Annotated in this window: 19 protein-coding genes and 3 pseudogenes; 9 read left to right on the forward strand and 13 right to left on the reverse strand. The window is 70.9% G+C overall.

Annotated elements, in window-relative coordinates; all coding sequences use genetic code 11:
- Positions 1–2019: DEAD/DEAH box helicase (locus tag VIW71_RS25815; protein WP_331625046.1), on the reverse strand; the 2019-nt coding region annotated here is incomplete at its 3' end.
- Positions 2020–2236: 217 nt separating this feature from the next.
- On the opposite strand from VIW71_RS25815, the pseudogene VIW71_RS25820 reads away from it, so the two are divergent.
- A pseudogene (locus VIW71_RS25820) lies at positions 2237–2569 on the forward strand (hypothetical protein); the annotation flags it as partial.
- A gap of 1 nt (position 2570) precedes the next feature.
- Here VIW71_RS25820 and VIW71_RS25825 read toward each other — a convergent pair.
- From VIW71_RS25825 to VIW71_RS25855, 7 genes and pseudogenes are all read right to left on the reverse strand, one after another.
- Positions 2571–2798 (reverse strand): annotated as a pseudogene (locus VIW71_RS25825) (LLM class flavin-dependent oxidoreductase); the annotation flags it as partial.
- Positions 2799–2821: 23 nt separating this feature from the next.
- Positions 2822–3457, reverse strand: coding sequence for a hypothetical protein (locus VIW71_RS25830; RefSeq protein ID WP_331625047.1), 636 nt, complete (start codon positions 3455–3457; stop codon positions 2822–2824).
- A complete protein-coding gene (locus tag VIW71_RS25835; protein WP_331625048.1) occupies positions 3454–3768 on the reverse strand; it encodes a hypothetical protein in 315 nt (104 codons plus the stop codon). Before VIW71_RS25835 ends, VIW71_RS25830 begins: the two co-directional genes overlap by 4 nt.
- Before the next feature lie 45 nt (positions 3769–3813).
- Positions 3814–4092, reverse strand: a complete 279-nt coding sequence (locus VIW71_RS25840; RefSeq protein ID WP_331625049.1) for a hypothetical protein — start codon at positions 4090–4092, stop codon at positions 3814–3816.
- A gap of 30 nt (positions 4093–4122) precedes the next feature.
- Entirely contained in the window at positions 4123–5355 is a 1233-nt protein-coding gene (locus VIW71_RS25845; RefSeq protein WP_331625050.1) for a hypothetical protein, read from the reverse strand.
- Complete coding sequence (locus tag VIW71_RS25850) at positions 5304–5654, reverse strand: hypothetical protein (protein WP_331625051.1); 351 nt, start codon at positions 5652–5654, stop codon at positions 5304–5306. Before VIW71_RS25850 ends, VIW71_RS25845 begins: the two co-directional genes overlap by 52 nt.
- A 134-nt stretch (positions 5655–5788) precedes the next feature.
- Positions 5789–5953, reverse strand: a pseudogene (locus VIW71_RS25855) (LLM class flavin-dependent oxidoreductase); the annotation flags it as partial.
- On the opposite strand from VIW71_RS25855, the gene VIW71_RS25860 reads away from it, so the two are divergent.
- From VIW71_RS25860 to VIW71_RS25875, 4 genes are all read left to right on the forward strand, one after another.
- Positions 5900–6055: a hypothetical protein gene (locus tag VIW71_RS25860; protein ID WP_331625082.1), complete on the forward strand. Its 156-nt coding sequence runs from the start codon at positions 5900–5902 to the stop codon at positions 6053–6055. The pseudogene VIW71_RS25855 and the gene VIW71_RS25860 sit on opposite strands and share 54 nt — an antisense overlap.
- A 183-nt stretch (positions 6056–6238) precedes the next feature.
- A complete protein-coding gene (locus VIW71_RS25865; RefSeq protein WP_331625052.1) occupies positions 6239–7018 on the forward strand; it encodes a VOC family protein in 780 nt (259 codons plus the stop codon).
- A 169-nt stretch (positions 7019–7187) separates the two neighbouring features.
- Entirely contained in the window at positions 7188–7751 is a 564-nt protein-coding gene (locus VIW71_RS25870; protein ID WP_331625053.1) for a DUF6344 domain-containing protein, read from the forward strand.
- 89 nt (positions 7752–7840) lie between these two features.
- The gene (locus tag VIW71_RS25875; protein ID WP_331625054.1) at positions 7841–8719 is read left to right on the forward strand and encodes an HAD family hydrolase; all 879 of its coding nucleotides are present in this window, start codon (positions 7841–7843) and stop codon (positions 8717–8719) included.
- Positions 8720–8759: 40 nt separating this feature from the next.
- On the opposite strand, the gene cydD is transcribed toward VIW71_RS25875, so the two are convergent.
- The 4 genes from cydD to hisC all read right to left on the reverse strand — a co-directional run bounded on the left by cydD (position 8760) and on the right by hisC (position 16105).
- A complete protein-coding gene (gene cydD / locus VIW71_RS25880; protein ID WP_331625055.1) occupies positions 8760–12257 on the reverse strand; it encodes a thiol reductant ABC exporter subunit CydD in 3498 nt (1165 codons plus the stop codon).
- Positions 12258–12309: 52 nt separating this feature from the next.
- Positions 12310–13314: a cytochrome d ubiquinol oxidase subunit II gene (gene cydB, locus VIW71_RS25885; protein ID WP_331625056.1), complete on the reverse strand. Its 1005-nt coding sequence runs from the start codon at positions 13312–13314 to the stop codon at positions 12310–12312.
- A gap of 25 nt (positions 13315–13339) precedes the next feature.
- A complete protein-coding gene (locus VIW71_RS25890) occupies positions 13340–14857 on the reverse strand; it encodes a cytochrome ubiquinol oxidase subunit I (RefSeq protein ID WP_331625057.1) in 1518 nt (505 codons plus the stop codon).
- A 171-nt stretch (positions 14858–15028) separates the two neighbouring features.
- Positions 15029–16105, reverse strand: coding sequence for a histidinol-phosphate transaminase (gene hisC / locus VIW71_RS25895; protein WP_331625058.1), 1077 nt, complete (start codon positions 16103–16105; stop codon positions 15029–15031).
- 298 nt (positions 16106–16403) lie between these two features.
- Between hisC and VIW71_RS25900 the strand changes: the two genes are divergently transcribed.
- The 3 genes from VIW71_RS25900 (at position 16404) to VIW71_RS25910 (ending at position 19897) form a co-directional block, all read left to right on the forward strand.
- On the forward strand, positions 16404–17507 hold the full coding sequence (locus VIW71_RS25900; RefSeq protein WP_331625059.1) for a LacI family DNA-binding transcriptional regulator: 1104 nt from the start codon (positions 16404–16406) through the stop codon (positions 17505–17507).
- Between the two features lie 253 nt (positions 17508–17760).
- A complete protein-coding gene (locus VIW71_RS25905) occupies positions 17761–18822 on the forward strand; it encodes a metallophosphoesterase (RefSeq protein WP_414720849.1) in 1062 nt (353 codons plus the stop codon).
- 238 nt (positions 18823–19060) lie between these two features.
- Positions 19061–19897, forward strand: a complete 837-nt coding sequence (locus tag VIW71_RS25910) for a hypothetical protein (RefSeq protein WP_331625060.1) — start codon at positions 19061–19063, stop codon at positions 19895–19897.
- A 194-nt stretch (positions 19898–20091) separates the two neighbouring features.
- On the opposite strand, the gene thiC is transcribed toward VIW71_RS25910, so the two are convergent.
- Positions 20092–21837: a phosphomethylpyrimidine synthase ThiC gene (gene thiC, locus VIW71_RS25915; protein WP_331625061.1), complete on the reverse strand. Its 1746-nt coding sequence runs from the start codon at positions 21835–21837 to the stop codon at positions 20092–20094.
- Between the two features lie 167 nt (positions 21838–22004).
- Between thiC and VIW71_RS25920 the strand changes: the two genes are divergently transcribed.
- Positions 22005–23387, forward strand: a complete 1383-nt coding sequence (locus tag VIW71_RS25920) for a YibE/F family protein (protein WP_414720850.1) — start codon at positions 22005–22007, stop codon at positions 23385–23387.
- Positions 23388–23400: the final 13 nt, after the last annotated feature.

Genomic DNA, 23400 nt, shown 5'->3' on the forward strand with positions numbered 1-23400 from the left:
CTCGGGGTCCTCTCCCGCCTCGATGGCGCGGGCGTGCCGGTCGCGGAAGGCGGACAGGGAGCCGAGGAGGCCGGGGGTGGTCCAGTCGAGGAGCGCCCACAGTTCGGACAGGTTGTTCTCCACAGGGGTACCGGTCAACGCGACGCGGGCGCGGGCGGGAAGGGCGCGCAGCTCGCGGGCGGTGACGGCGTAGGGGTTCTTGACGTGCTGGGCCTCGTCGGCGGTGATCAGTGACCAGGCGGTCTCGGCGAGGACGTCACGGTCGCGCCGCAGCACCCCGTAGGTGACCAGGACGATGTCGTCGCCGGTCAGGTCTTTGAGGTGGCGGTCGCCGCCGTGGTAGCGGCGCACGGGGACGGTCGGAGCGAACTTGGCTGCCTCGCGCTGCCAGTTGCCGAGCAGGGATGTGGGGCAGACGACGAGGGTGGGGCCCGCGGTGGCGGGGTCGGTCTGGCGGTGCAGATGCAGGGCGAGCAGCGTGATGGTCTTGCCCAGGCCCATGTCGTCGGCGAGGCAGCCGCCGAGGCCGAGCTCGCACATTTCGGCCAGCCACGCGAGGCCCCGCTTCTGGTAGTCGCGCAGCGTGGCCTTGAGAGCGGGGGGCTGGGCGGCGGGGGTGCGGGACTCGGGATCGCGGATACGGGCGACCAGATCGCCGAGCGCGCCGACCGCCTCGCAGGCGAACGTCTCCCCGTCCCTCTCCGCCTCGCCGGTCAGCGCGGCGCTCAGCGCCTCCATGGGGGTGAGCGGTTCCATCCGGCGGCGCTTTGCGCGGGCCACCAGCTTCGGGTCGGCGACCACCCACTGGTCGCGCAGCCGGATCAGAGGACGGCGCGCCTCTGCGAGGGCGTCCATCTCGGCCTCGGTGAGCGGCTCGCCGCCGAGCGAGACCTGCCAGCGGAAGTCGAGGAGGGCGTCGGCGTCGAGGAGGCCGCCCGCAGTGGAGCCGGGCGCGGTGCGCTGCCCGATCTCCGCGGTCGCGGTGAGTGCCTTGACCAGCTCGCGCGGCCAGTGCACGTCGATGCCGGCCGCGCGCAGCGCGTCGGTGGCGTCGCCCAGCAGGTCGAACGCCTCGTCGTCGGTCAGCCGCAGCTGGTCCGGAGCGGCGTCCTTCAGCAGCCGGTCGAGCGGTGGCCAGAGACGGGCGCCGCGGCGCAGGGCGAGCAGCGTCTCGGTCTCGGCACGCGGGCCGAGTAGCCGCTCAGTCTCGGCCGGCTCGCTCCACAGCCGTGCGGCCTCCACCACGAGCGCCGGATCCGCCGCGGTGTGCAGTTGCAGGACGGCCCGGAACTGCCGACGCCGTCCCTCGGGCACGTCGACGCGCAGCGAGACGCCCACCTCGGCGGTGAACGCGGCGGCGGTCTCCTCGGCCCACTCGCGCAGCGCGGGCACGGCACGCGTCTCGCGCCAGGCGTACGGCAGCGCTCCCATGGCGAGCGGCGCGGCGGGAGTACGGACCAGGTCGTCGGCGACCGCGTCGCAGAACTGGCGTACCAGAGCTGCCGGTTCGGCAATGCGCACGGGCGGCGGCCCCGGCTCCGGCAAGCAGTGGGCGTGGGGTGGGAAGGCGCCGGCGAAAGCGTCCAGCGTCTGCCGCTGGGCGGCGGTGAATGGGCCCGCCAGCCAGGTGTCGTAACCGGCGGGGGTGAGGGCCGGGTGGAGGCGGCCATCGGCGAGCACCCGCAGTGCGAACCGGGTGGCCGCCTGCCAGGCAGCGGCGGACGGGTGCGGTGGCTGCGCCCCGGCCAGGGCGGACACGGCGACCGCGACGGGCAGCACGTAGCCCTCCACCCTGCGTCGTCTCACCGAGCGGCCATGCGGCAGCACCAGTTCCACCGAGTCGGTCTCCACACCCGTCGGCAGGACACCGCCCCCGGCGACCGCCCCGGAGGGCTGCCAGAGCAGGAGCCGCCCGAGACGGGCCGGCTCTCCGGGCAGGAACACCGCCGCCCAGCCCCCGTCGAGCAGCTCCCGTGCCCAAGTGGCTGCCTCGGGGGCGGCCAGCGGCCGTGCGCTCATCGTGCCCGTGCGTGGTTCTCGTACGACGATCCGTGCCACTCTTTTCCGCTCCATCACCAACCGGGTGGTCCTCACAGCCCCGCCATCACCGGACTTCACCACGTACTGTCACCCACCGGCAAGCTCGGGCCATGCCTTCACCGGTGGGAACAGGACGCCTGCCGCAGGCGCTGGACATGCCGGGCGGAGGGGATCGCCGCAGCCCCGGACCGCGTCCGTGAGCATCAGCCATGCACAGGTGAACGTGCCTCGACGGCAGTGGGTACTCTCCCGCGTCAAGGTCGAGCCGGTGACCGAGAGTGCGGCGAAGGCGTCTGCGCAACTGCTCAAGGCGGCGGGCCTGCATGGCCACAAGTACGGAATCGACGCGACTGTCGCCGAGGTGGCGCTGCGCCAGCCGGGTCCGGTGGCCATGCTGACGTCCGACGTCGACGACATGGCCCGGTTGTGCGGCGGCCGCGTCCGGCTCATCGTATCTGAGCGGGCAGCCGCGCTCTCCGACCGAAGGGAATCTTCGCAGGTCAGGTCGAGATGCGTGAAAAAGGCTTGACTGACGCCACCATCGTCCCCAACCGCATCCGCTCCGTGACCCCCGCCGCGGCCGTCAGCGTCGGCACCGCCCCGAACCACGGCCCGTCCCGAAACGGCACCCGCCACGACAAGTGGTCATACGTGTAGCCGGCGTGGAACCCCAACTCCTCGGCCCGCCGCCACACCTCCCGCCCCTGCCCGGCCCAGCGGTAGATCGGCAGAATCACCGTGCTCAGACGCAGACTCATGACCCCGAGCCTACGATCACCCGCTACGACGCCGCGGCGGGGACGAATCGGAAGGTGGAGGTCACCGCGTCGAAGATGTCATGGAAAGCGTCGGCGAGATCGAGCACGGGGCTGGCCCCGGAGACCAGCACGATCTCCTCCGGCCGGCCCGGGATCGGGACGTACGTCTGGGTCAGCGCCATGCGGATCGTACGGGGATCGCCCTGCTCGACGGCCACGTCCTCGATGCCGTGCGTTCGTGCGCACACCCCGACCTCGGGGATCTCGACGGTGCTCACCTTGCGCCACGCGTCGCCGTCCCGCCTGGGCGTGATCGTCTTCAGGCTCTGCGCGATGGCCTGCGGATCCGTCGGCAGGGCCACGCCCTGCGCGTTCTCGGCGCTCAGCACCGTGACGGTCACCGTCGCGGTCAGCGGCACCCCGCCGAAGTTCTCGGCCATGCAGCCGAGGTACAGGGCGCCCGAGTCATGGGCGTCCCGCGCCATCTGCCGCAGCAGCGTGCTCAGCTCCCCTCGGTAGGGGGCAAGTTCGGGCACCGCCCGTACCCGCTCATCGATCAGCCGCCGTACCGTCGTCTCCCGCCCCTCCGGACGGATGTCGAACTCCCACCACGACTCGGGCACCGCGAGGGCCACCCCGACCGGAACGGCGGCCGTCACTGCTTCCCGCCCTGCGGCTCCGTGGACTTCGCCAGCTCCCGCGCCAGGTCGGTGTCGACCTTGCGCATCTCCCGGACCACGGTGTTCGCCATCTTCTCCAGCCCGTCCAACTGCTTCTGGATGTCCCCCCGACCGTCCTTCCAGTTGTGCTCGAAGTGGTCGAGCGCGTCCACCACCGACCCGTCGCCCATGTCCTCCTCGAACGCCCGGAACGTCGCCTTCGTGCCGTCCAATCGCGACACGATCGACCCCAGCCGCTGCGCGAAGTCCTCCAGCAGGTCGATGGGGATCGCCAGCCGGTCATCCGTCATGATTTCCCACCCCTTTGTCGCAGTTCAGATCGGCCAGGTCACAGGTCACGAAAAGAACTTGACCACCTCGGCGGGGGCTGCACCATTTTTGCGCCACCGGCTGAGCAGATGTGCGGCAGACATGGTGAAATTCTCCGACAGAATCGGATCCGCGACCGGATTCTCCACATTCCCAATCCCAGCGCGCAACACCATGTCGCCCACCGGAACACCCTGCTCGTCGCAGACGCGCACTTCTCCAGCGGTTTCGTCGAGGCACAGGAAGGACTGCACGTCCTCGCCGTACGTGGCCCGATAGACGTGTATCCCCTCGGTGCTCTTCACGAGAAGCAGCTGAAACGAATATGGCATGCGTCATTCCTCCGCGCTGGGGCGTCGCCCGAAACCTTCGCGTGCCGCGGCCGCAGGGTCCCAGGTGTGTCCGGCGTCGAGTGTAGCCTGGTGAGCCGCCTTGTAGCTCTGGCTGCCCATCTCTCTCATGTGGTTGGACTCATAGAGTTCGTGACGGAGCAGATCGATATCGGCAGGATGCGGAGTTCCGTTCCTGAGGCGGACCCACGCCTCGGCTATTCGGGGATTGGCATCAAAACGCGCCACGGTCGCGTGGCCGTAACTGTCCAGCAGATGTTCCTCGTTGAAAACATGATCCTTGATCTGCTGAATGTCAGCAGGTGAAAACCCGTGCTCCGCGGCCGTCGCCGCCACCGACCCGATATCATCACTCGCCCGGATGGAGTCATATGCGTCGTCTGCCCACTCCGTGAAGAAGTCCGCGTCTCCGCGCACGCGTCGCAGTTCTCCGCCGGTTTGCAGGACGCGATCGATCTCCGTGATCCCCTGGAGGCCGGCGCGCAGGGCGGAAGGCATTTCCCCGAGGGCGCGGATGGCGGCGGCGGTGTTCCTGAGGCCGGTGACGGCACCGCGGACGCCTTCGACGCCGATCTTCAGCAGGCCGCCGGCCTTGTACAGCTCGGCGAGCTTGCCGAGGGACGTGAGGCCCTTGGTCGTCGGGATGCAGTCCAGCGCCGCGAACAGGACGTCCCACAAACTGGCCTTGCCCTGGATGTACTTCATGACCGTGTCGGCGAGGACGACCAGCGCCGCGGCGACCACCAGCCAGGCCAGCGGGCCGCCGATGATCATCACGACGATGCCGAGGATCGCCACGATCCACTTGCACACCGTGACGATCTCGTCCCAGTGGTCCGCGACCCAGTGGACCGCCTTCTCCCACCAGTGCCGGTTGTGGATCCCGGCGTCCGACGCCTCGTGGAGCTTGGCGACGGTCCGCCGGGCAGCCTGTTCCCGCATCCCCCGTGCCTGCTCCGCCAGCCGCTTGGCTGCATCCAGGGCAGCCTGGGCGGACGTGACCGCCTGCTGAGCGTGCGCCTGCTGGGCCTTGGCCGCGGCCAGATCGCGAGTGGCCTGACGGACCTGGTCCGAGTCCGGCGGCGGGATCGTCTTCCCGGGATTCTTCGCCGGGTCGTAGGAGTCGGCGGTGCTCGTCGCCGTGTGGACCCAGTCAGTGACCCCGCTCAGATGCGTCGTGGCCCCGGCCAGTCGGCTGTGGGCGGTACGGCCGTCCACGAGCGCGCGGTCCGCCTGGTACTGCGCGTGCTCCAGGTCAGGCCAGTACGACTCCACGCGTCCGCCGCCATCCGGTACGACGTGTGCAGCTTGTCCAGATTCTTCGGCGTCGACCCGAACTCGTCGCGGAAGGCGTCCGCCGACAACCCCGCCCACGACAGGATCGCCTGCTCCGACTGCATCCCCCGCACCAACCGCAACGCCGACTCCACGTCGTCGGCGAACTCATGCAGTTGTATGGACAACGCCTTCACGCGCGAAGGATCGCCCGGCGTCGGATCACCGTCCATGTCGAGCACATGCCAGTCCTCCGGCCGCCCCATGTCCCTCCCCCCGGAGGTCAAACGCTCTATCGGAAACAACGCGCCATTCATCGTAGGCAGTTCCCCCCGCAGCCCCACAGGCCACCCCGCCCGGTCCACCGCGGCTTGACTGACGCCACCATCGTCCCCAGCCACATCCGCTCCGTGACCCCCGCCGCGGCCGTCAGCGTCGGCACCGCCCCGAACCACCGCCCGTCCCGAAACGGCACCCGCCACGACAGATGGTCATACGTATACCCGGCCTCGAACCCCAACTCCTCAGCCCGCCGCCACACCCCCCGCCCCTGCCCGCCCCAAGAGCCGACACCCGGCCCGCGCTCTCCGAGCAGGTACTCACCGACTTCTGGGAGGACATCGAGCAGCGCATGCGCCTGTGACCGGGCACCCCACGAACTCCGGTGCACGGGGCCGGTCACTGCGCCGCATTCCTGCACGTGGTGGCGCCCAAGGTCGGGGCCATGTCGATACGGGCTGGCTGGCGGGACGGGGTGGGGGCGGGGAGGGTGGGAAGGGGCCGCGTATCCGCCGGTTGGGCGGATGAGTGCTTGGAGTGAGACGAGATGCCCGAAGTCACTACTCCGTATGAGCCCGGCACACCGTGCTGGATCGACCTGATGGTTCCCGACCAGCGGGCCGCGCTGGACTTCTACCGGGATCTGTTCGGCTGGCAGGGCGAGATCGGGCCCGAGGAGTTCGGCGGGTACTCGGTGTGCACGCTGAAGGGGAAGCCGGTCGCCGGAATCATGAAGGCGATGTCGATCGGGGACCAGCCTCCGCCGCCGCCCAACTGGACGTCGTACTTCTCCAGCGCGGACGCCGCCGCCACCGAGGCCGCGATCCGGGAGAACGGGGGCACGGTGATCGTCCCGACCTCGGAGGTTGCCGCTCTGGGCCGGATGCTGGTCGCGGCGGACCCGCAGGGGGCGGTGTTCGGGGTGTGGGAGCCGCTGGACTTCCGCGGAGCGGAGATCGTGAACGAGCCAGGCGCACTGGTGTGGAACCAGCTCAACACCGCCGACCCCGAGGCAGCCGCGAGGTTCTACCGGACGGCGCTGGGGCTGGAGGCCACACCGATACCGGAGATGCCCGAGTTCACCGCGTTCCAGGTCATGGGGCGGACCGTCGGCGGAGTGCAGGGCATGGACAACCTGCCGCCCGGGACTCCGCCGCACTGGCTGGTGAACTTCGCCGTGGACGACACCGACCGCACGGTCGACGTGCTGGTACGGGGCGGCGGCTCGGTGGTGGCGCCCGCGTTCGACATGGAGAAGGTGGGCAGGATGGCCGTCGTGGCGGACCCGCGGAGCGCGGTCTTCGCGATCGTCGCGCTCGCCTCGTAGCGCCGGCCTCGTACGGCCGGTTCGCTGGAAGGAATCCATCCCGGATTGACCCGATCGAGTGGCATTGATGTGAATATCGCCGGATTCGAGGTGCGGCTCCACGGATTCTGTGCTCACTTCCCCATGATCGGACTAACAGCTCACCGCATCATGGGAAGGCGAGAAGGTCATGGCCACTGCTGACGTCAGGACATTCTGGAGCGCGTTCGTCCGCGTGCTGCTCGTGTGCGTCGCCGCACTCGGATGCGCCACCCGTAGCCGTACGCGGGTCACGGCGACGGTCGGCACGGCGGGGACGGGGACGCCGACGCAGGCCGCGACGCCGACTGCCACGTCGGCCGACAGCAATGTGTCCGGCACGACCACAGTCTACGGAACCACGTCCTCCGGAACCGTAGCCGCCGCCCGGTCCCCGCTCCACCGGGAGGCCGCCCGCACCGTCCCCGGCCGCCGCTGCGCCTACACCTTGCCGCCCCGCCGCGCCCGCCGGGGCCGTACGCTCCCGCCGACGATGAAGCAGCGCATCCGCGCGGAGGCCCACGGCGCCTCGCCCGCCGCCCGTAGCGTGCTCACCGCCGACACGGCCGCCGACGCAGCGGCCCTCGGACCCACCGGGGTACCGGTGGCCGTCGCACCCACGGTCGGCCGCACCGACGTACGCGCCACCGCACCGGCCCGCCTCGCCCACATCCCGGCACCCCGCCGCCGCGCGCACGCGGCCTCCTGCGGCTAGCCGCAAACGCCCCCTCCGTGCACCGCGCCCCCGCCTCACCCGACCGGTCGTCCCCGAGCTTTTAGGGGCGGAGACCGCGATACGGGAGGATGGGGGTCGTGACCTCCGCCACCGAGCCCGCCGGGCATCCCGCATCCGCCGCGAAGTCCTGCGCCGCCCCCGAGCCGCGGCTGATCGCCACCGATCTCGACGGCACGTTGCTGCGCGACGACAAGACAGTCTCGCGGCGCACCACCGAAGCACTGGCCGCCGCGGAATCCGCCGGTATCGAGGTCTTCTTCGTCACCGGACGCCCGTCCCGCTGGATGGGCGTGGTCACCGGACACCTCGCCGGGCACGGCATCGCGATCCTCGCCAACGGCGCCGCGGTGTACGACCTGCGCGCGGACGAACTCATCGAGGCGTTCCCGCTGCCCGAGGCCGACGCGCTCGCGGCGGCGTACGCACTGCGCGAGGCGATACCCGGAACGGTCTTCTCCGTCGAGCGCTCCCGGGTGTTCCGGCGTGAGCCCGGTTACGACGCGTTCGAGCCCGACGGCGCCGCACCGCCCGCGCCCATCGAGGAGTTGCTCGACCGGAACCGCGACCAGCCGCTGCTGAAACTGCTGGCCAAGCACCCTTCCCTCGACCCGGACGACTTCCTGGCCGCCGCCCTGACCGTGGCGGGACGGCACGGCGAGATCACCCGCTCCAGCGAGTCCGCGCTGCTGGAGATCAGCGGCGTCGGCGTGAGCAAGGCGACGACGCTGGCGAAGTGCTGCGCCGAGCGCGGTGTCACCGCCGCGGAGGTGGTGGCCTTCGGCGACATGCCCAACGACCTCGCGATGCTGGACTGGGCGGGTACGTCGTACGCCGTCGCCAACGCCCACCCCGACGTGCTGGCCGCCACCACGCACCGCACGGAGTCCAACGAGGACGACGGCGTGGCGCGCGTCATCGAGCGCATCCTCGCCGCCCGCTGCGGCTGACCTGGACCTGATCGTCGCCCGGTACGCCCGGCGGGCCCGGTCAGACGACCGCCGGTTCCGCGTCCGCCGCGCGCTCCCGCTCCAGGGTGCGGCGGAAGGGACCGTCCGCCGCGGCCAGCTCCGCGTACGTCCCGCGCTGGACGACCTGCCCCGACTCCAGCACGACGACCTCGTCCACCGCGCCGTCCGCGAGGCCGGCCAGGCGGTGCGTGATGATCAGCGTGGTACGGCCGCGGGTCGCCGCGAGCAGGTCGGCGGTCAGGGCGTCCGCGGTGGGAAGGTCGAGGTGCTCGGCGGGCTCGTCAAGGATCAGTACGGGGAAGTCGGCGAGCAGCGCGCGGGCCAGGGCGAGGCGCTGGCGCATGCCGCCGGACAGCCGGGCGCCGTGCTCGCCGACCGCCAGGTCGAGGTCGACGTCGAGCCGGGCGGCGGCGAGGGCCTCGGCCAGCTCCTCGTCGAAGGCGCCCGGGCGGGCGAGCCGCAGGTTCTCCCTGACCGTGCTGTCGAAGACATGTGCGTCCTGTGCGCACAGGCCGACCAGGCGGCGTACGTCGTCGCCGTCGAGCTCCGAGACGGCCTGCCCGGCGAGCGTGTACGAGCCCGCGTCCGGGTCCAGGAACCGCAGCAGCACATGGGCGAGGGTGGTCTTGCCCGCACCCGACGGGCCGACGACGGCGACGCGGCGGCCCGGTGTGAGCGTGAGGTCCACGCCGTCCAGGGCGTTCACCCGCTGCCCGGGGTGGCGAGCGGTCAGCCCGCGCACGATCAGCGGGTACGGCGTCGTGGGCGCCTCTTCGGGGACATCCGGCTCCCTGACCGGCACGGGCGCGTCCAGCACCTCCTGTACGCGCTCGGCCGCACGCCGGCTGCGCTGCCGCTGCTGCGCGGCGACCGGCATTCCGGCGACCGCCTCGAACGCGGCGAGCGGTGACAGCACGAGAACGGCCAGGGTGACGCCGTGCACCTCGCTCACACCCGCGTACGCACACGCGGTCACCGTAAGACCGCTGATCAGGGCGGTCAGGCCGCCCCCCAGCGCGGTGGCGGCCGCCGAACGCGCAGCGATCCGTCGTAGCGTGCGGTCCGCCCGCGCGGCCTCTGCTCGGCGCCCTGCCAGTGCGCCCGCCACGGTCAGCTCGGCGGTTCCGGTGAACAGGCCGAGCACCCGTGCGGACAGCTCTCCCCTGGCCGGCGCCAGGCGCTCCTCCGCGCGCCGCGCGACCGCCAGGGACAGTGCGGGCACCCCCACGCCCGCGGCGATCAGACCGGCGCCGAGCAGCACACCGGCCACGGGTAGCAGCCACCCTGTGAACGCTGCGGCCGCCACCGCGGTCACACCGGCCCCCACTGCGGGCAGCACCCACCGCAGGTAGTGGTCCTGCACGCTGTCCACGTCCGCGACCAGCCGGGACAGCAGATCCCCGCGCCGTGTCCCGCCCAGCCCGGCGGGCGCCAGCTTCTCCAGCCGCCGGAACACCGCCACCCGTACGCCGCCGAGCGCCCGGAACACCGCATCGTGCCCCGCCAGCCGTTCCCCGTACCGGAACACGGCCCGCCCGATCCCGAACGCCCGGGTCGCGGTCACCGCCACCATCAGATACAGCACGGGCGGCTGCTGCGAAGCCCGGCTGATCAGCCACCCGGAGGTGCCCATGAGCCCCACCGCGCTCAGCAACGCCAGCGCCCCCAGCCCGCAGGCGCCCGCGAATCGCACCCAGAACGCCCGCCCGAGTCCGAGGGATGCCCGGCCGGGAAGCGCCGAGCCACTGTCCGCGGGTTCCGTCACCGGGTCTTCGGCACAGCTCTCCGACGTCACATGGGCCGGCGCGGTGGCGGCGGTCGGCGCGAGCACGGCTGTCTCACCCGGCGGAGTCTGGTGCGGGTGGCCCGGCGTGAGGCGGAGGACGCGGTGCGCCAGGGGGAGGAGGGCGGGGCGGTGGGCCGTGAGGAGGATCGTGCGGGTGGCGGCCAGTCGGTGGAGGGCGTCGACGACGTTGCCCTCCGTCTCGGCGTCGAGGTTCGCCGTGGGCTCGTCGAGGAGAAGGAGGGGACGGTCGGCGAGGAAGGCGCGGGCGAGGGCGAGGCGCTGGCGCTGACCGGCGGACAGGCCCGAGCCGTCTTCGCCGATACGGTCGGCCGGGGAGACGAAGTCCAGTGCGCCGACCGCGCCGAGGGCGGACCGTACCTCGGCGTCGCTCGCGTCCGGCCGGGCCAGGCGGACGTTCTCCGCGACCGTGCCGGCGAACAGGTGCGGGCGCTGCGGGACCCAGGCGATCTGCCGGTGCCAGGAAGCCGGATCGATCTTGGAGAGGTCGGTCCCGTCCACCAGGACGCGTCCGGACGCGGGTGCGGCGAACCCCAGAATCGCGTGGAGCAGCGTGGACTTGCCGACGCCGCTGGGCCCGGTGACGGCGACCGTCTCGCCGGGTGCGAGCGTGAACGTGGTCGCCGCCAGTCGGCCGTCCCGCCGTACGACCAGATCCTCGACGGAGATCGTCGCCGTGCGCAGGTCGGGCGCGGGAACCCCCGCCTTCGCGTCGGCCTCCGGCCCCTGAAAGACACCGGCCCCACCCGCACGCCCGGGCACCGCCTCCAGTACCTCGAAGACCTGTTCCGCCGCTGCCAGCCCCTCCGCCGCCGCGTGGTACTGCGCACCCACCTGCCGCAGCGGCAGATACGCTTCCGGAGCGAGGACCAGGATCAGCAGCCCGGTACGCAGGGAGAGTTCCCCGTGCACCAGCCGCATCCCAATGCCGACCGCGACCAGTGCCACCGAGATCGTGGCAAGCAGCTCCAGCACGAAGGAGGAGAGGAACGCGATACGCAACGTCCGCAGCGTGGCCCGCCGGTAGTCCCCGGTGATCGCCCGGATGTTCTCCGCCTGTGCCTTCGCCCGGCCGAAGACCTTGAGTGTGGGCAGTCCGGCGACGACGTCGAGGAAGTGGCCGGACAGCCGGGCGAGCAGCCGCCACTGCCGGTCCATCCGCTCCCGGGTGGCCCAGCCGATCAGCACCATGAAGAGCGGAATCAGCGGCAGTGTGAGCGCGATGGTGAGCGCCGAGATCCAGTCGGCGGCGGCGATCCGGGCGAGGACGACGGCCGGGACCACGACCGCGAGAGCCAACTGCGGCAGATAGCGGGCGAAGTAGTCGTCGAGTGCGTCGATCCCGCGGGTGGCGAGCGTGGTGAGTTCGCCGCTGCGCCGTCCGGTCAGCCAGCCGGGACCGAGCGCGGTGGCCCGCTCCAGCAGTCGGCTCCGCAGCTCCGACTTGACCGCCGCCCCGGTCCGGTGCGCGCACAGTTCGGTCAGCCACGCGACGAGCGCCCGCCCCGCGGAGACCCCGGCCAGCGCCCACAGCTCACCGCTGAGGGTGCCGGCCCCGTACCCGTACTGGAAGCCGCCGACCACGATGTCGGCGATGAGCGCCGCCTGAGCGACGATCAGTCCCGACCCGACCAGTCCCAGCAGTACCGAGCCGGCGAGGAAGACCCGCGTGGTGCGTGCGTACCGCAGCAGCCGAGGATCGACAGGTTTCACGTGGAACATCCCCTTTCCCGTTCCACCTGCTCCCGGTGTTCCACGTGGAACATCAGTGAGCACCTTCCGCGATGTGCTGGGTGCCGATCCGCTTGCGGAACACCCAGTACGTCCAGCCCTGGTAGAGCAGCACCAGCGGCGTGGCGAAGCCCGCGCACCACGTCATGATCCGCAGCGTGTACGGGGTCGCGGACGCGTTGGTGACGGTGAGACTCCAGGCCGGGTTGAGCGAGGAGGGCATGACGTCGGGGAAGAGGGTGAGGAAGAGCATCGCGACAGTGGCCGCGATCGTCGCCCCGGAGAAGGCGAACGACCAGCCTTCGCGCCCGGCCCGGTTCGCGCCGAGCGCCGCCACCAGCGCCGTCACGGCGACGATCAGCGCGACCAGGCTGCGCCCGTTGCCACTGTGCGCCTGGGTCCATATCAGGAAGACCACCGCGAGCAGGGCGGCGACCAGACCCGTGACGGTGGCGAAGGCACGGGCGCGCTCCCGGATCGGCCCCACCGTCTTCAGAGAGGCGAACACCGCGCCGTGGAAGGTGAAGAGTGTGAGGGTGACCAGACCGCCGAGCAGCGCGTACCCGTTGAGCAGGTCCCACAGGCCCCCCGCGTACTCCGCGTTCGCGTCGATCTTCACGCCCCGCGTGATATTGGCGAAGGCCACGCCCCACAGCACCGCGGGCACCAGCGACGTCCAGAAGATCGCGTGCTCCCAGGTACGCTGCCAGCGCTCGTCGTCCCGCTTGGCGCGGTACTCGAAGGCGACCCCGCGCACGATCAGGCAGACCAGGATCAGCAGCAGCGGCAGGTAGAAGCCGGAGAACAGAGTGGCGTACCACTCGGGGAACGCCGCGAAGGTGGCGCCGCCCGCGGTGAGCAGCCATACCTCGTTGCCGTCCCACACCGGCCCGATGGTGTTGATCAGCACCCGCCGCTCGGTGCGGTCCCGCGCGAGCAGCCTGGTGAGGACGCCGATGCCGAAGTCGAAGCCTTCGAGGAAGAAGTAGCCGGTCCACAGGACCGCGATGAGTACAAACCAGACGTCGTGCAGATGCATGTCGCGCTCCTCAGCCGCTCGCTGCTCAGTAGGAGAAGGCCATCGGCCGGTCGGTGTCCGCGCCGTCGCCGTCGTCGCCGCCGATACGGGTGGGGGACCGGCGGTCGTCGTCGGTGAGTTCGGGCGGGCCGGCCTTGGCGTACTTGACCAGCAGCCGCACTTCGACGACGGCGAGCACCCCGTACAGCAGGGTGAAGACGGTCAGCGATGTGACGACGCTCGCGGTGGAGACGCTGGGGGAGACCGCGTCGCGGGTGCGCAGCACGCCGTAGACGACCCATGGCTGGCGGCCGGTCTCGGTGAAGATCCAGCCCCAGGAGTTGGCGAGCAGCGGGAAGGCCATGGTCCACAGGGCGATCCGCCAGTACCAGCGGGCGAGCCCGTCGCCGATCCGCCAGGTGCTGGTGAGCATCAGGTGTGGCGCCTCGTCCCCGCCCGTACGGTGCTCCGGCGCGACCCAGAACCGGCGTCGGGTGAGCCACAGTCCCGCGGCGCCGACCCCGATGGAGACCACGCCGAAGCCGATCATCCAGCGGAAGCCCCAGTAGGCGACGGGAATGTTCGGCCGGTAGTCGCCGGGGCCGAAGGTCACCTGCTCGGCGGCGTTCACGTCGTTGATGCCCGGCACGTAGCTGGTGAAGGAGTCGTCAGCGAGGAAGGACAGCAGGTGGGGCACCTCGATGGCGACCCGGTTGTGCCCCTTGTCGACGTCGCCGACCGCGAAGAGCGAGAAGGGGGCGCTCTTCTGGCCGTCCCACAGCGCCTCGGCCGCGGCCATCTTCATCGGCTGCTGCTTGAACATGACCTTGGCGAGCGTGTCGCCGCTGATCGCGGTGAGCGCGCCGGCCACCACCGCCACCACCAGCGCCATGCGCAGCGAGGAACGCATCACGGCGATGTGCTTCTTGCGGGCCAGGTGGTAGGCGGCGATACCGATCATGAACGCGGCACCGGTGAGGAACGCGGCGGCGATGGTGTGGAAGAACTGGGCGAGCGCGGTGTTCTGAGTGAGCACCGCGAGGAAGTCGGTGAGCTCGGCGCGCTTGGTCTTCGGGTTGTAGCGGTAGCCGACCGGGTGCTGCATCCAGGAGTTGGCGGCCAGGATGAAGTACGCGGACAGGACCGTGCCGATCGAGACCATCCATATGCAGGCGAGGTGGATCTTCTTCGGCAGCCTGTCCCAGCCGAAGATCCACAGCCCGATGAAGGTGGACTCGAAGAAGAAGGCGATCAGCGCCTCGAAGGCGAGCGGCGCGCCGAAAACGTCGCCGACGAAGCGCGAGTAGTCCGACCAGTTCATACCGAACTGGAACTCCTGGACGATGCCGGTGACCACGCCCATGGCGATGTTGATCAGAAAGAGCTTGCCCCAGAACCTCGTGGCCTTGAGGTACTTCTCGTTCCCCGTCCGCACCCAGGCCGTCTGCAGCCCGGCGGTGAACGCGGAGAGCGAGATGGTGAGCGGCACGAAGAGGAAGTGGTAGACGGTGGTGATACCGAACTGCCAGCGGGCGACGTCCAGTGGCTCGAGGGCGAGTTGCACGATCCGACTCCTTTTGCGTCACGCTTGTGAACGTGAACTCATTCACAAGGAGTATCGCGCACAGCAATCCGCCCCCTGACACCGGGGGGTGACCAGAGGGCGAATGCGCAGATCAGAGCGTATTTGTGAGGGCGATCGCGCGATCCGGCCCGCGTCAACCGTCCGCCGCCGCTACAGCTCCTTACGGAAGCGCTCCGCAGACCGCAGCAGCAGATCGTTCGCTTCCGTCTCGGCGACGGTGATCCGTACTCCCTCGCCCGGGAACGGCCGGACCGTCACCCCGGCCCGCTCGCACGCGGCAGCGAAGTCCGTCGTGCGCTCCCCCAGCCGCAGCCAGACGAAGTTGGCCTGCGTGTCGGGCACCGTCCAGCCCTGGCCGGCCAGCGCCTCAGCCACCCGGCGGCGCTCAGCGACCAGTCCGGCCACCCGTTCCAGCAGCGCGGGCTCGGCGCGCAGGCTGGCGACCGCCGCGTCCTGCGCGAGCTGGCTGACCCCGAACGGCACCGCCGTCTTCCGCAGCGCCGCCGCCACCGGCTCGCGCCCGATCGCGAAGCCGACCCGCAGGCCGGCCAGGCCGTAGGCCTTGGAGAAGGTGCGCAGGACGCACACGTTCGGACGCTCCCGGTACAGGCCGATCCCGTCGGGGACCTCCGGGTCGGTGATGAACTCCCGGTACGCCTCGTCCAGCACCACCAGGACGTCGGACGGCACGCGGTCCAGGAACCGTTCCAGCGCCGCCCGCCGTACCGCCGTTCCGGTCGGGTTGTTGGGGTTGCAGACGAAGATCAGCCGTGTCCGCTCGGTGACGGCGTCCGCCATCGCCTCCAGGTCGTGCCGCTCCTCGGCGTCCAGCGGCACCTGCACGGGCACGGCGCCGCTGATCCGGGTGATGATCGGGTACGCCTCGAAGGACCGCCAGGCGTAGATCACCTCGTCGCCGGCGCCGGCCGTGGACTGCACCAGCTGCTGTGCCACACCGACCGAGCCGGTGCCGGTCGCGATGTGCTCCGCGGGCACGCCGAAACGGTTCGCCAGCTCCTCGGTCAGGACCGAGCAGGCCAGGTCGGGGTAGCGGTTGAAGCTGTGCGCCGCGGCGGTGGCCGCCTCCAGGACACCGGGCAGCGGAGGGTAGGGGTTCTCGTTCGAGGACAGCTTGAAGGCGGGCGCGCCTTCCTCCGCCACCGGGGGGCGCCCCGGCTTGTACGTGGGGATGCCGTCCAGTTCCGCGCGCAGCTTGGGGGTGGTCATGGGCTCACCCTACGAGGGGCGGGATCGGCTGGGGAGGTACGTACGGCACTCTCCTGAGCGCGCCCGGGTGGCGCACGCGGTGGCGCGCATCCCCCGTAGGAGTGAGTTGCCGTCTGTGCTGCCGATGGACCAATGGCCGGGAGATCGCCGCGAACGCACTCGTATCGCCCCTGAGCCGGGGGCTGCCGCCTGCATATTCCACCTTGCATAAGGTTTTGATCTTGCAGAAACCGTTCTTCTGGACAGTTCCGCAGGCAGAAGCCGGAAGGACCAGCGCCGCCCTACTATCGGGCACGCCATGACAGCAGCAGGTAATCACCAGGCGAGCCGGCCCGTCGGACGCCGGCTGGAGCGGGCAGGGATCAGGGACGTCGCCGCTGCCGCCGGAGTCTCGATCACGACCGTCTCCGACGCGCTCAACGGCAAGGGCCGACTGCCCGACGCCACCCGACGCCATGTCCGCGAGGTCGCCGACCGGCTGGGCTACCGCCCGTCCGCCGCCGCCCGCACCCTCCGCACCGGACGATCCGGCCTGATCGGCCTGACGGTGACGACATACGGCGAAGAACCGTTCACCTTCACCGAGTTCGCGTACTTCGCGGAGATGGCCAGGGCCGCCACCTCCGCCGCACTCGCCCGCGGGTACGCGCTGGTCATCCTGCCCGCCTCCTCCCGGCACGACGTGTGGGGGAACGTGGCGCTGGACGGCACCGTGGTGATCGACCCCTCCGACCAGGACCCCGTCGTCACCGAACTGGTCCGTCAGGGCGTACCGGTGGTCAGCGACGGCCGCCCGGCCGGCAGCCTTCCCGTGCACGCCTGGGTCGACAACGACCACGAAGAGGCCGTGCTCGGCATCCTCGACCACCTCGCCGCGGCCGGCGCCCGCCGGATCGGCCTGCTCACCGGCACCAGCACCGACACGTACACCCGGCTGTCCACCACCGCGTACCTGGAGTGGTGCGAACGCGTGGGCCAGGAACCGGTCTACGAGTCGTACCCCGCCCACGACCCCTGCGCAGGCGCGGTGGCCGCCGACCGCCTGCTGGCTCGCCCGGACCGCCCGGACGCCGTCTACGGACTGTTCGACCCCAACGGCACCGACCTGCTCGCGGCAGCCCGGCGCTACGGGTTACGCGTCCCCGACGACCTGCTGCTGGTGTGCTGCAGCGAGAGCGGCGGATACGCGGGCACCGACCCGCCGATCACCACGCTGTCCCTCCAACCGCGCCGGATCGGCACAGCGGTGGTGCAGCTCCTCATCGACGCGATCGAGGGAATCGGCCCAGGACACCCGGTGCAGCAGGTGATGCCCACCGAGCTGATCGTCCGCGCGTCGTCGCAACGGCGGGCGCACCGGACGACGGTCAGCCCGCCGCGGGGGCCGACGCGCGAGAACTAGCGGGGCGCAGGCCGGGAACTCACCGGTGCGGCCGGCCGATGCGCGTGAACGCCCGGTCCGGTAGGCCGACGCGCGTGAACGCCCGGTCCGGTAGGCCGACGCGCGCGCTCCGCGGACGCGTAACGCGAGGGATCAAGCGGGACCTAACGGATTGTTTGTCAGGACCTTGCGAAAACCAGGTGCCTGGGTATGTCACAACGCGACAGCGTCATTCCTATGATGGGCGGATGGCGGCGCGATCGTGGAGGGGTCGATGACTCAGGGGGCAGGTCAGGGGTACGAACCCGGTTCCGGGTACAAGCCCGCGCCCGGCTACGGGTACCAGACCGCGTACGAGACCACCACGCCCGACCCGTACGACGCCGCCCCCGCCCCACCGCCCGCCCCGTACGAACCGACCAGGCCCGACACCCCGCTGGTCCCGCCGGACTACACACCGACCGCCCGCGACCTGCCCGTGCTCACCCCGGACACCGAGCGGGCCGGCCGGCCGGGACCGCTGTACGTCGTGGGTGACGTGCACGGCTACCTCGACGAACTGCTTGCCGCGCTGCACGAGCGCGGTCTGGTGGACGAGGACGGGCACTGGTCGGCGGGCAGTGCGCGGCTGTGGTTCCTCGGCGACTTCACCGATCGCGGCCCCGACGGCATCGGCGTCATCGAACTCGTCATGCAGCTCTCCGCGGAGGCCGCGGCGGCCGGCGGCTACTGCCGGGCACTGATGGGCAATCACGAACTGCTGCTGCTCGGCGCCCACCGCTTCGGCGACACGCCGGTCAACTCCACCGCCGGCACCGCCTCCTTCCTCGCCGCCTGGCGGCTCAACGGCGGCCAGCCCTCCGACATGGAACGGCTGGAGGACCGTCATCTGACCTGGATCTCCCGGCTGGACGCGGCCTACCTCACCGACGGCCACCTGCTGCTGCACTCCGACACCACCGCATACCTGGAGTACGGCAGCAGCATCGAGGAGATGAACGACGCCGTCACGGGCGTGCTGCAACGCGGCGACGCCGACGAGTGCTGGGACCTGTTCCGCAAGTTCACCAAGCGGTTCGCCTTCCGCGGGGAGGGCGGCGCCAAGGCCGCTCGCGAACTGCTCAGCACCTACGGCGGCAACCAGGTGGTGCACGGGCACAGCCCGATCCCGTACCTGCTCGGCGAGATCGGCGGGGAGTTCCCGGTGGACACGGAGGAGGGCGGGCACGCGGTGAACGGCCCGATGGTGTACGCGGAGAACCTCGCGGTGGCCATGGACGGCGGCGTGACCATGGACGGGCGGCTGCTGGTCGCCCAACTCCCGCTGGTCTCCTAGGGGCTCACGGATCAGGCGCGTCTCCCGGCCGCCCCGCCGGATTCAGTCCCTCCGACCGCCACATTTCGTGGTCGCACCCTGTCACGGCCTGGCGTCCCGCCCTACCATCGGCTGTATCCGTAGGCACGCCGCTCTCCGCGCACAACGGCCGGCCGGGCCGGTTCCCCGAGAGGACCTAGAGGGTACCTGGAGGGAACAACCGGCCGCGTACGGCGAGTCGGAGCATCGGGGGAAGCACATGAACAGCGCTCCACATCTACTGGGCGAAGACCGCCCTGACTTCGACCACGTCCTCGACGACGCCCTGCGCATCGTCCTGGACAACCAGGACAACGACCGGGCGCCGCTCAACACCGAGCAGTTGCGCACCAGGGCGCTGGTGTCCGCCGATGCCATCACCGCCGCCGTGGCCGAGGAGTACGAGTCGTACCGCACACTCCGCGCGGAGACCCGAGAGGCGGCGCGCGAGGCGGCGCGGTCCCGGGAGAACCGGGCGTTCGGCTACGCGGCGATGGGTGTGGCCGAGGGGGCGGGGCCCGGGGCGGGTCTGCTGGCCGTGCTGGCCGTCCTCACGCCACTGCTCGCCGGAGCCGCAGCGGTGATATTCCTGCTGATCGGCTACGCGCTGCAGGCGGTGTCGCCGGAGCCCGGGATCGCCGCCCCGCTGCGTACGGTGGGCTGGTTCTTCGCCGCCGTCGCCGCGGCGTCCATCCTGCTCGGCGCGGTCGGCCTGCTGCTGACCGCCCTGCGCAACGGCTCCGCGGCGATCCACGACACGCTCGACGCGATGCCGCCGGAGGTGGCCCAGGCCCGCCAGGTGTGGCACGAGGCGCTGCTCAACCGCGGTCTGCTCCCCTTCCTCGACGAGGCCGCCACCCGGGCCACGACCGCCTTCACCCCCGAGCCGCCCGCGCCCCTGCCGACCCGAACCGTCCCCCGCATGCCCCACCTCGGCTACACCCGCCCCGATTTCACCAGTCCGGGCCCCGAGGAGTCCCCGGCGCCCGGGCACCGCTTTTCCAGTCCGGATTTCACCAGCCCCGAATTCGGGGGCCCGGAGCGCGAAAGGGACTGACCCGGAAGGGACTGACCGGACCGGCGGCTCACACGGTCATCGCCATGACGCCTTACCCACCCCCGAACGCGGAAACGGCGGCCGGCCCGGTATCCCGGGTCGGCCGCCGTTCTCTGCCGGCCGGGTCGCCGCAGGACCTCGGCGCCAGTCGTCGGCCGGTCGGCGAACCGTCAGTCGATCAGCCGGACGATCCGTCAGTCGGTCAACGGCAGGTAGACGCGGTTCCCCGCCGCGGCGAACTCGCGGGACTTCTCGGCCATCCCGGCCTCGATCTCCGCCTCCGTGCCGCCGTGGGTCCGGCGGATGTCCTGCGAGATCTTCATCGAGCAGAACCTCGGCCCGCACATCGAGCAGAAGTGCGCCGTCTTGGCCGGCTCCGCCGGAAGCGTCTCGTCGTGGAAGGCGCGGGCCGTGTCCGGGTCGAGCGCCAGGTTGAACTGGTCCTCCCAGCGGAACTCGAACCGGGCGTCGGACAGCGCGTCGTCCCACGCCTGCGCGTCCGGGTGCCCCTTGGCCAGGTCGGCCGCGTGGGCGGCGATCTTGTACGTGATGACACCCGTCTTGACGTCGTCGCGGTCGGGAAGCCCGAGGTGCTCCTTGGGAGTGACGTAGCAGAGCATCGCGGTGCCCCACCAGGCGATCATCGCCGCGCCGATACCCGAGGTGATGTGGTCGTAGGCGGGCGCGATGTCGGTGGTCAGCGGACCGAGGGTGTAGAAGGGGGCCTCCTCGCAGATCTCCTGCTGGAGGTCGACGTTCTCCTTGATCTTGTGCATGGGCACGTGACCCGGGCCCTCGATCATCGTCTGCACATGGTGGCGCTTGGCGATGCTGTTGAGCTCACCGAGGGTGCGCAGTTCGGCGAACTGCGCCTCGTCGTTGGCGTCGGCAATGGAGCCGGGGCGCAGGCCGTCGCCGAGCGAGTACGTGACGTCGTACGCCGCGAGGATGTCGCAGAGCTCCTCGAAGTTGTCGTAGAGGAAGTTCTCCCGGTGGTGGGCGAGGCACCACGCGGCCATGATCGAGCCGCCGCGGGAGACGATGCCGGTCTTGCGGCGGGCGGTCAGCGGGACGTAGCGGAGCAGGACACCGGCGTGGACGGTCATGTAGTCGACGCCCTGCTCGGCCTGTTCGATGACGGTGTCCTTGTAGATCTCCCAGGTCAGCTCCTCGGCGCGGCCGTCCACCTTCTCCAGGGCCTGGTAGAGGGGGACGGTGCCGATGGGGACGGGGGAGTTGCGCAGCACCCATTCGCGGGTGGTGTGGATGTTGCGGCCTGTGGACAGGTCCATGACGGTGTCGGCGCCCCAGCGGGTCGCCCAGGTCATCTTCTCGACCTCCTCCTCGATGGAGGAGGTGACTGCGGAGTTGCCGATGTTCGCGTTGACCTTGACCAGGAACCGCTTGCCGATGATCATCGGCTCGGTCTCGGGGTGGTTGACGTTGGCCGGGAGGACGGCCCGGCCCGCGGCGATCTCGTCGCGTACCACGTCGGGCGCGACGTTCTCGCGCAGCGCCACGTACTCCATCTCCGGCGTGATCTCGCCGCGCCGGGCGTACGCGAGCTGGGTGACGGGCTCTGCGTTCCGCCGGCGGCGGGGCAGCCGCGGGCGGCCGGGGAAGACCGCGTCGAGGTTGCGCAGCCCGCCGCGCGGTGCGGTGTGCTTGATGCCGTCGTCCTCGGGGCGGATGGGGCGGCCGGGGTACTCCTCGGTGTCGCCGCGCCCGATGATCCAGTTCGCCCGGACCGGGGCGAGTCCCCGCCGGACGTCGGTGTCCACCGACGGATCGGTGTACGGGCCCGAGGTGTCGTACAGCGTGACGTCGCGGCCGTTGGTGAGGTGGACCTGACGGACCGGCACCCGCAGGTCCGGCCGTGATCCACTCAGGTACGCCTTGTGCCAGCCGATTTCACGCGTACGTGCGTCCTGCATGGTCATGAGACCTACTCCCTACGCCGGCATTACCCGGTAACAGGTTCGGCGGTCGGCGCAGCTTCCGCAGATGCGTGTCAGCGCCCTCTCAGCCCGGTGCTCCGAGCTCCCGCGTGTGCAAAGGTGGCCCCACCGTAACGGTTGGACGCGGGCACAGACCAGCGGGTCTTGCGATGATCGAGGCAATGGACTCCCCCCAAGCTCAGCCGAACGCACCTGGCCGTGACTCAGGTCACGACGCGGGGCACGGTCACGGTCAGGACGCCGGCTCCGGTCACGGGCACGGCACCGGCCTGGCGCACACGCACGCTCACGGCCCGGTGCCGCCTGTCTCCAAGCACCTGCGCAAGGTCATCGCCGCCATCCTCGTACCGTTCGCCGCGGCCGTGGCCGTCGGCCTGATCGTGCTGTGGCCGGGCGGCGCGCCCGAGCACGCCCGTACCGGCGTCGGCTTCGACCAGCAGACCCGGCAGGGCAAGGTCACCAAGCTGGTCGACCTGTCCTGTGCGGCCTTGGACCAGTCGCGGTCCACCCCCAAGGAGCCCGGCAAGGGCAGCGACGCCTGTCAGAAGGCGACGCTCGTGGTGACCTCGGGCCCGGACAAGGGCATGACCTTCACCGAGATCGTCCGGCCGGACCAGACCCGCCGCTACAGCGCGGGCCAGGAAGTGATCCTGGCGTACGCCCCCCATGCCCCGCTCGGCCTGCGCTATTCGGTCACCGACGTGGAGCGCGGTCTCCCGCTCGCACTGCTGGCCGGGATCTTCGCAGTCGCGGTGATCGTCGTCGGCCGGCTGCGCGGTGTGATGGCGCTGATCGCACTGGTCATCTCGTTCACGATCCTGACGCTCTTCATCCTCCCGGCGATCCTGCACGGCGAGGATCCACTGCTGGTCGCGGTGGTCGGCGGCAGCGCGATCATGCTGATCGCGCTCTATCTGTGCCACGGCGTCAACGCCCGTACGTCCGTGGCTGTCCTCGGCACCCTGTGCTCACTCGTGCTGATCGGCGTGCTGGGCTCGGCGTTCATCTCGTGGGCCCACCTGACAGGCAACACCTCGGACGAGACCGGCGTGATCCACAGCCTCTACCCGGACATCCAGATCAAGGGTGTCCTGCTGGCGGGCGTCATCATCGGCTCGCTGGGCGTCCTGGACGACGTCACGGTCACGCAGGTCGCCGCCGTGTGGGAGCTGAAGGAGGCCGAACCGGGCGCGAACTGGCGCAAGCTGTACGGCACCGGCATGCGGATCGGCCGCGATCACATCGCCTCGGTGGTCAACACGCTGGTACTGGCGTACGCGGGCGCCGCGCTCCCGCTGCTGCTGCTCTTCTCCATCGCGCGCAGCAGCGTACTGCGCGTGGCCGGCAGCGAACTGGTCGCGGAGGAGATCGTCCGGACCCTGATCGGCAGTATCGGCCTGGTCGCGTCGGTGCCGCTGACCACGGTGTTGGCGGCGCTGGTCGTCAGCGCCGACCGGCGGCCGGCGGTGGCGGCCGGTGGCGAGCGGGCCGTGACGTCCGGCGGCGGAAGTCACCGGCGCCGGGCGAAGTAACGGGGCCGCCTCG

Source organism: Streptomyces sp., from assembly GCF_036524955.1.
GTDB lineage: Bacteria > Actinomycetota > Actinomycetes > Streptomycetales > Streptomycetaceae > Actinacidiphila.

Coding starts and splice junctions, on each gene's coding strand:
- VIW71_RS25835 (WP_331625048.1), bottom strand. CDS start 3,768: ATGACGGATGACCGGCTGGCGATCCCCATCGACCTGCTGGAGGACTTC.
- VIW71_RS25860 (WP_331625082.1), top strand. CDS start 5,900: ATGGTCATACGTATACCCGGCCTCGAACCCCAACTCCTCAGCCCGCCG.
- VIW71_RS25865 (WP_331625052.1), top strand. CDS start 6,239: ATGCCCGAAGTCACTACTCCGTATGAGCCCGGCACACCGTGCTGGATC.
- VIW71_RS25870 (WP_331625053.1), top strand. CDS start 7,188: ATGGCCACTGCTGACGTCAGGACATTCTGGAGCGCGTTCGTCCGCGTG.
- VIW71_RS25875 (WP_331625054.1), top strand. CDS start 7,841: ATGGGGGTCGTGACCTCCGCCACCGAGCCCGCCGGGCATCCCGCATCC.
- cydB (WP_331625056.1), bottom strand. CDS start 13,314: ATGCATCTGCACGACGTCTGGTTTGTACTCATCGCGGTCCTGTGGACC.
- hisC (WP_331625058.1), bottom strand. CDS start 16,105: ATGACCACCCCCAAGCTGCGCGCGGAACTGGACGGCATCCCCACGTAC.
- VIW71_RS25900 (WP_331625059.1), top strand. CDS start 16,404: ATGACAGCAGCAGGTAATCACCAGGCGAGCCGGCCCGTCGGACGCCGG.
- VIW71_RS25905 (WP_414720849.1), top strand. CDS start 17,761: ATGACTCAGGGGGCAGGTCAGGGGTACGAACCCGGTTCCGGGTACAAG.
- VIW71_RS25910 (WP_331625060.1), top strand. CDS start 19,061: ATGAACAGCGCTCCACATCTACTGGGCGAAGACCGCCCTGACTTCGAC.
- thiC (WP_331625061.1), bottom strand. CDS start 21,837: ATGACCATGCAGGACGCACGTACGCGTGAAATCGGCTGGCACAAGGCG.
- VIW71_RS25920 (WP_414720850.1), top strand. CDS start 22,005: ATGATCGAGGCAATGGACTCCCCCCAAGCTCAGCCGAACGCACCTGGC.